The organism is Hymenobacter edaphi, assembly GCF_003258365.1.
Classification (GTDB): Bacteria; Bacteroidota; Bacteroidia; order Cytophagales; family Hymenobacteraceae; genus Solirubrum; species Solirubrum edaphi.
In genome coordinates this window covers 1-10,193 of sequence record NZ_QHKM01000019.1, presented here as the reverse complement: position 1 = coordinate 10,193, position 10,193 = coordinate 1, and the positions used below count along the sequence as shown (strand labels likewise).

The following is a 10,193-nucleotide window of genomic DNA, read 5'->3' as shown; positions in this document are numbered from 1 at the left end:
CTTGCCACTGCGAGTCAGTGAGGGGTTGATAGCCGTCAACCATAATGCGACCGAGAGCCTAGGAACTCCCGGCGCAACTTACTGGCTCGTTTTCTTTTACCCCAACAGCAATTCCCCAACACGCTCTAAGGCAGGAAAGTCGGCGTCTATGCTGGTTAGATCCTTATCAGGTTGTAAGGTGTATGCCTGGCGGTTACTGAACTTCAAGGAGCGGAGCTGATAGAGAAATGTCAGAATGTGACCTCCGTAATGACGCCGCGCTTTTTCAGCCAAGTAGTGCAGTTGGTAGCGGTAAATACTGGCCTGAATGGACTCCGTATCTGATAGCTGCCTGTAGTAAACCACTAGGGAACGGGCATAGCTGTCGGCCATCTTGCTACAGATGATTATGGCCTGCTCGTCGGTAAAATGGCTTTCCACACGCATGCGGCTATAAACCAACGTTTGCTGAACCTGCTCAAATATATTTTTCTCGAAGAGCAAGAGCATGTTATTACCGCTAGTGCGTCTAGTGGAAGGCAAATTGATAGCATCAACTATCTCCACATTTCTAAGTCGGCCGGACTTCCCAAAACGGGTGAGTAACGCCTTTAGCTCTACTTGGTGCAACAGAGTAGTGGGCGTGAACTGACGCGTAAAGACCGTGCTCAGATACTCAGCTAGCACGTTTGGAGAACAGCCAAGCAAATGAGCTAGAGCAAGTATACGCGCCTTTACCTGCTGCTTCTGACTGATGCGCGGCTTATGCGTCGTCAGAGAACTATGATTAGGTGCGGTCGGCCGGTTAATACCACCACTCTGTTTCCTGTCCTGTCCAATAGCTGTTTTTCGAGTCGTAGTAGTACTAGCTTTTGGCGCTTTGGCTTTCGTTGCCTTATTGGTAGTTGCTACGGGCTTTGCGGCTGTTGGGAGTGGCGTAGAAACAGCAGGCAACTGCGATATATTCGCTGGCAAAGAAGACAGAGTGTTCTGTTTACGACCGTTTAACTCGTTCGAAATATTAATTGCCGCGGCAAGCTTGCTAAACTCTTTGGTAGTAATAGGTGTAGCTTTCTTCATGCAAACAGTGAGAATACAATAAGGGAGAACTTAGGTTGATTCATTGTTAAATTCATAAGCGACTCGACTCAACTACTTAGGTGTTGACAAAGGGAGTAGAACCTGCAAAAAGCACGGTGGCTACGCAGTTGTTGTAACCGTTCAGTTCAAGTGACTTTGTCATTGTATGTAGATTACAGATAAAGTTTGAATGACGGTTATAATTCTGCGATTTGCTGTAAGTCGGTGCAAACTCTTCAGCTGAAAGCACGTTGGGCTATAGCAGTGATAATAAATCCTTTTCAACCTTGGTCCAGTGTTGGCCCAAGTCCAACGTCGCCACTTCCAGCGAGGCCAACGTGCCAGTCAGCTGGTACTGCAGACGTAGAGGCTGGTGCGTGACTGGGTACAGGAGCATGCCCCGCACGGGCCGTGTAGCCTGCTGGCAGCGAGCATGTTGCACATATGCATAAAGCTGGTAGAGATGACCAGAAATCAGCTTTTCTTTATCGTAATGCTTCTTCAGCGCCTCTTGGTAGTACTTGCAGTCGATAATGATTTTCCGGTCGGCGGCTGTAAGCGAAACGTCGGTTTGCATGCCAGGTAGCAAGGCCTTGGCTGCGCTGCTGTCGGGGGTGAGATGCCAGTCAAGCTTTTCAGCCTTTACAGAAAAGTGTTGCTGCCGGAGGCGGTAGAAGTTGCGCACAAACCGCTCAAACAGGGCAGCCATGCGCTTCTCATTACCGGTGAAGTCGCTAAACAAATACTTTCCTGTTTCCTGGGTAAGTAATGCTTCCTCGTGCACCAGTCGACAAATGCTCAGTAGCAGACGGTAATGGGCATTGTGGCGGTGCAGTAAGACTTGGTCAAAAACCCGTACGTCGCGCACCGATATCAGGCTCACATCGGCTAGGCGGATGTAAAGCGCACGCACTTCCCGACGCAGCTTATCGTCCAGCTGCGCTGCGGTAAGCAGTTGATGAAGCGTCGCCTTTAGCAAGCGGTTGATGGGTACGTCATGGCTTAGCTCGTCAAACGAGCACCAGGCGCGGGCGGTGGGCAACGTTTGCTGGCGAATGGAGTCGCTAAGCAGGAGCTTGCCACGTACCCGGCCCGTCAGCTCAGTCTCGGGCACATAGTCGCGGGCCAGCCCACGCTTAAGCACATGAGTAGTTCCCTGCACCAACACCCGGGCCAGCAAGTCAAGCAGGGTGTCGGCGGGCTCGGCCGCCACGGCGACGGCCTCTGCTTCCTTCAGCTGGTCCCAGGCATAGGTGAGCAGGTGGTACAGGTTCTGAACCGGAATACTCATTCAGCTGCCGTGCCTTGCAGTTCTCTGATGGCTTTTTCAGCCCGCTCCTCGGCGTCGAACCAATACTCGCGTAGCAGCGGCGCTATGTCGTGCTCCACGATGGCCGACCACCAGCCCTCCGGCCCTTCCCCGTTGGGCGGCGTGCAGAAATAGCTGTGCCCGATAAGGAAGCCACCACCCAGGTTTCTGTCATTCTTGATGATGACGTTAAGCGCTTCTACCCGGCTCACCACCTCCGTGGCAAGCGCCCTGGGCACGCCCGTAGTCGTGAGGTGCTGCACCAGCTTCTCGCCAAGCATGGGCACCAAGTCAACAAAGGTGAAGCGCCGCCGCAGGGCGTAGTCGACCAGTGCCAGGCTGCGGTCGGCGGTGTTCATGGTGCCGATGAGGTAGAGGTTAGGCGGCAGATAGAACTGGGCTTCACCTTCCTTGCGGTAGGTGAGAGGCATAGCGTACTGCTCGCTCCGCTTATCTGCCTCCAACAGCATCAGCAGCTCGCCAAAGATTTTACTCAGGTTGCCACGGTTGATTTCGTCAATGATGAAGAAATAATCACGTGCCTGATCGTGCTGGGCTTTCCGCACAAAGTCTACGAAGACTCCGTTAGCCAACTCAAAGCCGCCTTTCTCGGTCGGGCGCCAACCACGAATGAAGTCTTCGTAGCTGTAGCTCTGGTGAAACTGCACCAGCTGCACGCGGCTGTTGTCCTGCTCGCCCATCTGCAGCCACGCCAAACGACGGGCCACGTACGTTTTACCGACGCCAGGAGGCCCCTGCACAATTAGGTTCTTCTTCCGCCGCAGTGCCACCTTCAGATGCTCAATTTGCTGAGTGGTCAGGAATAAGTCTGCCTCGGCATCGGCAAGGGAGTAAGAGGGCAGCGCGGGTGCCACAATGCGCCGGGCCCGATCCACTATGGCTTGGTATTCGGTACCCGTCAGCTTATACAAGCTGCCCTGGCCTCCGGTAAGCGGCTCGCACGCCTGCAGCTCCGGCATTTGCAGCAGTTGCTCACGCGTCAGCTCCTCCCGCACGAACTCCCGCACCCGGAAGGAAATGATTTCCCGCTCATCTTCATTGAGGTGCGCGCCCTCCGTAATTTCCAGGATAACCTTGATGCGTTTGGCCGGACTGGTTTCGTAGCCCACTACCAAGTCACCCGGCTGAACCTGTTGGAAGTACTTATAAACGTTGCGCTTGTTTCCTTTCTCGTTGTGGGTGGTCCAAACCTGCTCTTGGCCCATCTCGAAAGCGTCAACTTTCCAGTATGAAGGGTTGATATTGAGCCACCAATACCCTACTTCCTCCTCCGGCTCGTCGCGCTCACCGTCACGTTCATCTATCTTCTGCGGGGCATCGAAAAGACCAGGAAAGCGCACCAGGAGCGGATTCAGCAGTTCCGGTGTGCTGGCCGCGTAGGCCGCTTTAATGGCGTCCCATTGCTTGGTTCGGTTCCAAGCAGCGTTACCGGTATTGAAAGGAGTACCTATTAGCTCCACGGATGTAGTCAGTAACCACTCCACCGGGCAGGAGTAGGTTGGCTGTCCGGCGTCTTGCGAGAATTGTCCCCTGACCATACCTACACCCAGCACCTTGCGCGGCCCATGGGTGACGACCACTACATCCCCCGCCTGAGCCTGCGCCAGTTGCTTGGTTTCTTCGTTGTTGTCGTCCGACGAAACCGCTGAAGGGTGGTTAAACAAAGGACGGACGAGCCCTTGTTGCTGAAACTGCGTCCAACTCTCGGGGTGTGCTTCCACCTGGGTGGTCCAGTAGGAGCGGGGACGCGGTTTCGGTTCCGGAAACTTGCCCGCTAGTATGTCGGCGCAGCGCGACTCCACCCCATCGCGCATCTTATCAAACTGAGCTGCCGTGTAGCGGTGCGCTATCCAACCGGGCGTACGAGCCGCATGGGCGGCAATAGCCGCATCCATGCTCGGTATGGTAGCATCCAGCATAGCGTCGAAAGCCGGCAGCAGAGCCGGCAGATCGGGAATGTGCATGGAGGCCCACCAAGTGAGCTGGAACATTTTGTTGGTCTCCGGCGCTGCATGCCACTGCACGATTTCTGGCCAAGACTGTTGTTGCAGCTCCGCCACCAGGCCACGCCCCGGTAGCGTGTTCGGGTGCCAGCCGGGCGCGTCGGGCGGAGGCGCGTTGCGGGGAAGTAATACCTCCACTTTCAAGCGGTAACTACCATCGGACTGTACTTTTACTACATAGCTGATCAGCTCCATTGCCGAGCCGGGAAAACCTACCGGAATGTGCCACAGCGTGAAAGCAAAGTAGCCGGATGTTTCAGTCCCAATAAACAGCCCTTGCACCGCATCGGGCTTCTTGCTGAAGGAGCGACGGAGTGAGAACCGGAACGAAGGATCTTGCGCGTGGCGCGTGAGCAAGTGGCGGTACACGGCCACTTGAGTGGGAAGATATTGACTCATAAAGGAGGATATACCCCGGCAGCAGTTGACTAAACAGCTGTGAAAGTCGCAAACCAACCAACAACAGCCAAACCTTCAGTGAAGCGTTCCTACCTGAACAGCTTATCTAAAAACGTCCTACCTAACGTGTGTCCTACCGCTAGCTTTTAATGTGCAGCTACTGGAGCTCCTGCAGAAGCATTCCACGCATGTTGATCGAGCGGCTTTCTACTGTGAAGGGTTAAGTAGCCTCTTGCTACATAAGTTTGCTTATCGCAGCTAAATTCCTCTAAATTGGCTACCCGCTTGTGACCATATGCGCCAAAAGCGTCTTATTTCCTGCTTTGCCTACAGCGGCAATCCTTTATTCTACCATGTCTCGCTTCGTTACCGGAAAAGAGCTGGAAGAGGTTGTTTGTGACATCCTTTTTCAAGCCAAACGCCAGCTACTGCTGATGTCACCTTACATCAAGCTTGATGATTACTTCCGAAACATCCTCGACAAGCATGCACACAATCCAGACTTGGAGATTCTGGTCGTCTTCGGTAAAAACGAAGGAAACATCACCCGTAGCGTAAGTCTGGCAGACCTCGAGTACTTTACTAAGTTCCCTCGAATCACGTTGGTCTACGTGCCCAACCTGCACGCCAAGTACTACGCTAACGAAAGTAAGGGCGTCGTCACTTCCATTAACCTTTACGATTACTCCTTCCGCAACAACATCGAGTTCGGAGTGTACAGCGAGACTATCCCGCTGATGGAGAAACTCCTGGACTCTGTCAACCGCAAGAGCGTTGACAATCAGGCATTCGAATATGCCGTTCAGGTTGCCTTCAACCATGATGTCGTCTTTGCCAAGCGCCCTACATATAAGCAGCGCACTGGCATGGTTTCTAAGCTGCTTGGCGGGAAAGACTACCTAGAGCCGACAGTAGTGTTTAACGCTTTAGATGCTTTACTGCATAATCGTCCTTACGAGTCCCGCCGTCTAGCACAGTTTCCCAAGGAAATAGAGTTTTCACAAACGCTGGCCCAGGTTCGGCCCAGTCGAGCCGAAGTCGAAGCCCAGAGCCTCACGGTAGCCACTCCAACTCGTCCCACTTCTACAACTAGAACATCGGATACTCGTGGGAATAATACCCACCGGAATTCAGAATTGGAGCCCCGGTCGAAACGCGAGTACTACCGTGCCACTCCGGCTGATGGTTACTGCATTCGCACAGGTGTCGTCATACCATTCAATCCCAACCGCCCCTTCTGCTACGATGCTTACCGTCGCTGGGCCGAGTTTGAAAACGAGGACTACCCTGAGCGCTTCTGTCATCTGTCCGGTCGCCCGTCCCACGGCAGAACCAGCAAACGAGCCCCAATATTAACAGACTGACATATGCGCAATGCGCATTGAATGGCCACCAGCAAGCATCACCTCTCAGCTCCAAACTTCTTTCGCAATTTACAATGGACGTATTCTCTATTCACAAGCAAGTTGTTGATGAATACCAGAGTTATATCAATGGCTTTATAAACATTCGGGACAAGGACATCCGGGACAAAGTAGTAGAAGAGCTTGCGTCCAACAAGCTGTGGCCCGACCCGTTAATTCAGTTCAACCCAGCATTCAAGCCTGGGCAATCCATTGCTTCCTTGTGCCAAGCTGGTGTTTTGCATCAGGATATGGGCAAGGTGTTCCTTGGGTATAACCTGTACGAACACCAAGTAGAAGCTATTCGCCGGGGGAGCGAAGGCAAAGGGTTCATCGTGACCTCGGGTACCGGCTCGGGCAAATCGTTGACCTACATGGCAACGATTTTCAATGACTTGTTAAAGAACCCTGCCACAAAGCCGGGCGTACGCGCCATCATCGTTTATCCGATGAATGCGCTGATCAACTCGCAGCACGAGGAAATTAAGCGCTATGCCCAGCAGTACGAGCAGCAGACCCAAACTCCATTTCCCATCTCGTTTGCTCAGTACACCGGGCAGGAAAGTGATGCGGAAAAACAGCGTATTCGGACCGAGCAGCCCAGCATACTGTTGACCAACTACATGATGTTGGAACTGCTTCTTACCAGGTCGCAGGAGCAACAGATGCGCGAAACGCTATACCAAAGCTTACGGTTTCTGGTATTTGACGAGCTGCACACATATCGGGGCCGCCAAGGAGCCGACGTATCTCTGCTAATTCGCCGCCTGCACGCGCACACCCACGAAGAGTTGATATGCATTGGCACTTCGGCTACTATGGTTTCGGGCGGTACGCTCACCAATCAGCGACAAGAGGTAGCACGCGTAGCCAATCAGATTTTTGGTACCAAGGAGGGCTATACTGCTGATGACGTCATCATGGAGAAGCTAGTGCCCTCGCTTGGCAGCCAGACCCATGTGCTTGATCAGAGTGAATTGTACAATGCTGTTGTAAACTCTATTGACAGCAGTGCAGATGAACAATCCCTTCTCAACCACCCGCTTGCCACCTGGTTGGAGAGGAGAATAGCATTGACTCAGCAGGAAGAGGTTTGGGTACGGAACAAGCCCCTAACGCTAAAGGCTATCGTGCAACAGCTAACCGCTGATTCGCAAGCTGAGGAAAGCTTGTGCGCAGATCGGCTTCCTAAGCTGCTAGATTGGATTAATCAGGTAAATGCTGACCGCCGCAAACGCGGTGAGCGTGGTACTTACCTGCCATTCAAGCTACACCAATTTGTCTCGCAGACTGGTTCAGTTTATGTCAGCCTCACCCCAGGCCCCGACCGCATTATTACCCTCGAGCCAGGGGTAAGTCGTCGCGACCCTGCCTCCAACACGGTCAAGACTATCTACCCAGTAGTGTTCAGCCGAAATTCTGGGCACGAGTTTATCTGCGTTACCCTTCGGCCAGAACAAGGCGAATTGGAGCCCCGAGAATTCCGTCAGACTCCATCTGGTGATACCACCGCGGTAGCAGGTTACCTAATCCAGGGCGACGAAATATGGGACCCTGAGAACGACTTACAAGAGCTACCCGATGCTTGGCTAAACCGGCGGAAAGACGGCACTATATCAGTAGCCAAGAAATACCAAGATCGAATCCCTCAAAAACTGTATTTCAACGAGCAAAAACAATATTCCCTCTACCCAGCTCCAGGTTTGCCTCTGGAGGGGTGGTTCATGTCGGCTCGACTCCTGTTTGATCCCACCAGCGGTACCTTCTTCGATCCTAAGACAAACGAGGGAACCAAGCTGACTACGTTGGGTAGCGAAGGGCGCAGCACTTCCACGACGGTGCTTTCGTACGCGGTACTGAAGCACCTGGCTTCGGCGGTAGAAAGCCCTAAAGAGCAGAAACTACTCAGCTTTACTGATAACCGCCAAGATGCTGCCCTTCAGTCCGGGCACTTTAACGATTTTATCCAAGTAGCCCAACTGCGAGCCGGCATCTATCGTGCGGTTGAGCAAGCAGCTGGCACCGGCTTAGAGTATAGCCAATTGCCCGACGCCATTTTCAAGGCGTTGAATCTTCCGTCGCAAGCGTATGTGAATTCAACCATCACGCTCACGTTTGCTGCCCAAATCAGGGCTCATCAGGAGGCTTTGAAAGATTTCCTGATGTATCGTGCGCTATACGACTTGCGTCGGTCGTGGCGGGTAATCATGCCCAATCTGGAGCAATGTGGTCTACTCAAGGTGGACTACTGCTCCATTGAAGAAATCTGTGCTGACGATAACGGGTGGTCAAATACTCCTTTGTTCGATCAGCTTTCTGCTGCTGAACGTGTGGCCGTAGCCCGGCAGCTGCTTGACTACTTCCGCAGCTCGTACGCGCTTTACAGCCAGGAATACCTTACACCCGACGCTATGCGGAGTAAGGGTACCAATATCCGCGAGAAGCTGAAGGACCCATACCGCATCGAAAAGGACGATATGCCGGACCCGGCGTATGTCAGCATCACTCCCCAGCAGGTCACCGGACGAATTTTTACGGTAAGTGTGGGGCGGCAAAGTGGCGTTGGACGCTACCTCTACCGCATTGTAAAAGAGAAAAATTTGGGCATTGACATGAAGTCCAATGCCTACAATCAATTGATGCGGAAGTTGCTCGACACCTTCTGCGCTGCGGGCTGGCTATTCGCTACCAAAGTGGGCGCGGATGCTGATGGCAACATCTACGTTTACCAGCTCCGAGCTGATCAGATGCTATGGCTGAAAGCTGATGGACAGCCAATACGCCGTGATGAAATTCGGTCCTATAGCTACAAGAATACGGAGGCGCCGAAACCCAGCAACTTCTTCCGCGAGCTGTACCAGACTGACTTCAATGAGCAAAAAAGCCTGATTGGCAGTGAGCATACCGGCCAGTTGGGAACCGACCTGCGCCAAGAACGCGAAGACAAGTTCCGTGAAGGCGAAATCAGTGCCTTGTACTGCTCGCCTACCATGGAACTGGGTATTGACATCTCCTCGCTGAACGTGGTGCACATGCGTAACGTGCCGCCCAACCCTGCCAATTACACTCAGCGTAGTGGGCGGGCTGGCCGGAGCGGACAAGCTGCCTTGGTTGTGACCTACTGTTCGTACTACTCTCCGCACGACCGTCACTACTTTGAGCATAAAACGGAGATGGTGGCCGGCCAAGTCGCGCCCCCGCGTCTCGACCTGACACAGGAAGAGCTCCTCATATCCCATTTGAATGCCATCTACTTAGCCGAGGTAGGGGCTGGGCCGTTCGAGGAGTCGCTTACTGATGTTATCGACGTAGAGCACCCCGACTTGCCCATCAAAGTGGCTGTGCAGCAAGGCCTGCAAGCCACTGCGGCTGTTAAAGCCAAAGTGCGAGCCGCTTTCCAGGAGATAGTTCTCCGCTTGCCCAAAGAAGCGCAGCCCAAGTACAACCTAACTTGGATTGACCTGCACATTGAGCAGGTTCCAGCTGTCTTAGATCGAGCACTAGATCGGTGGCGCCGCCTATACCGGGCTGCACAGACACAGCTGCACGATGCCCAGCAGATCATTAGCAAGAATATTTACCTCGACGGAACGCCCGAGCGCAAGCGGGCCTTCCGTCTCGAGCGACAAGCTACCAAGCAGCGCGACCTGTTGCGCAATGATCTGGGCCGCAACCGCAGCGCGTCTTCTGAGTTTTATCCCTTCCGCTACCTAGCTGCCGAGGGCTTCTTGCCGGGTTACAACTTCACCCGTTTGCCCATCCGGACCTTCTTGCCCAAGGGTGATTTCGACGGCGAGTTCATATCCCGCCCGCGCTTCATTGCGCTGCGCGAGTTTGGCCCGCGCAACATTGTTTACCACAACGGTAACAAGGGTAGTGGCCCAAGTGGGGTGTTAGCCGTATAAGCGGGTATGGAAACCTGCCCTCATTGCACCTCGTCGAAGTTGCGCAAACACGGCTTGGCCCGCAACGGCAAGCAACGCTATTTCTGTCCGGCCT

6 protein-coding genes are annotated in these 10,193 nt (G+C 53.6%); 3 read left to right on the top strand and 3 right to left on the bottom strand.

Annotated features, from left to right (window positions below; translation table 11 throughout):
• Positions 1-96 precede the first annotated feature (96 nt).
• The 3 genes from DLM85_RS25270 to DLM85_RS24565 all read right to left on the bottom strand — a co-directional run bounded on the left by DLM85_RS25270 (position 97) and on the right by DLM85_RS24565 (position 4,791).
• Positions 97-1,059 (bottom strand): hypothetical protein, encoded by a 963-nt coding sequence (locus DLM85_RS25270; RefSeq protein WP_133257269.1) that lies wholly within the window; start codon positions 1,057-1,059, stop codon positions 97-99.
• Positions 1,060-1,315: 256 nt separating this feature from the next.
• Positions 1,316-2,350, bottom strand: a complete 1,035-nt coding sequence (gene mcrC / locus DLM85_RS24570; RefSeq protein ID WP_111480841.1) for a 5-methylcytosine-specific restriction endonuclease system specificity protein McrC — start codon at positions 2,348-2,350, stop codon at positions 1,316-1,318.
• A complete protein-coding gene (locus tag DLM85_RS24565) occupies positions 2,347-4,791 on the bottom strand; it encodes an AAA family ATPase (protein ID WP_111480840.1) in 2,445 nt (814 codons plus the stop codon). The genes mcrC and DLM85_RS24565 overlap by 4 nt, the downstream gene beginning before the upstream one ends.
• A 353-nt stretch (positions 4,792-5,144) precedes the next feature.
• Here DLM85_RS24565 and DLM85_RS25265 point away from each other — a divergent pair, with 353 nt between their 5' ends.
• From DLM85_RS25265 to DLM85_RS26385, 3 genes are all read left to right on the top strand, one after another.
• On the top strand, positions 5,145-6,155 hold the full coding sequence (locus tag DLM85_RS25265; RefSeq protein WP_133257268.1) for a phospholipase D family protein: 1,011 nt from the start codon (positions 5,145-5,147) through the stop codon (positions 6,153-6,155).
• 74 nt (positions 6,156-6,229) lie between these two features.
• A complete protein-coding gene (locus DLM85_RS24555) occupies positions 6,230-10,099 on the top strand; it encodes a DEAD/DEAH box helicase (protein ID WP_111480838.1) in 3,870 nt (1,289 codons plus the stop codon).
• Positions 10,100-10,105: 6 nt separating this feature from the next.
• Positions 10,106-10,193 (top strand): transposase-like zinc-binding domain-containing protein (locus tag DLM85_RS26385; RefSeq protein ID WP_424321702.1); only part of this gene is annotated, 88 nt, incomplete at its 3' end.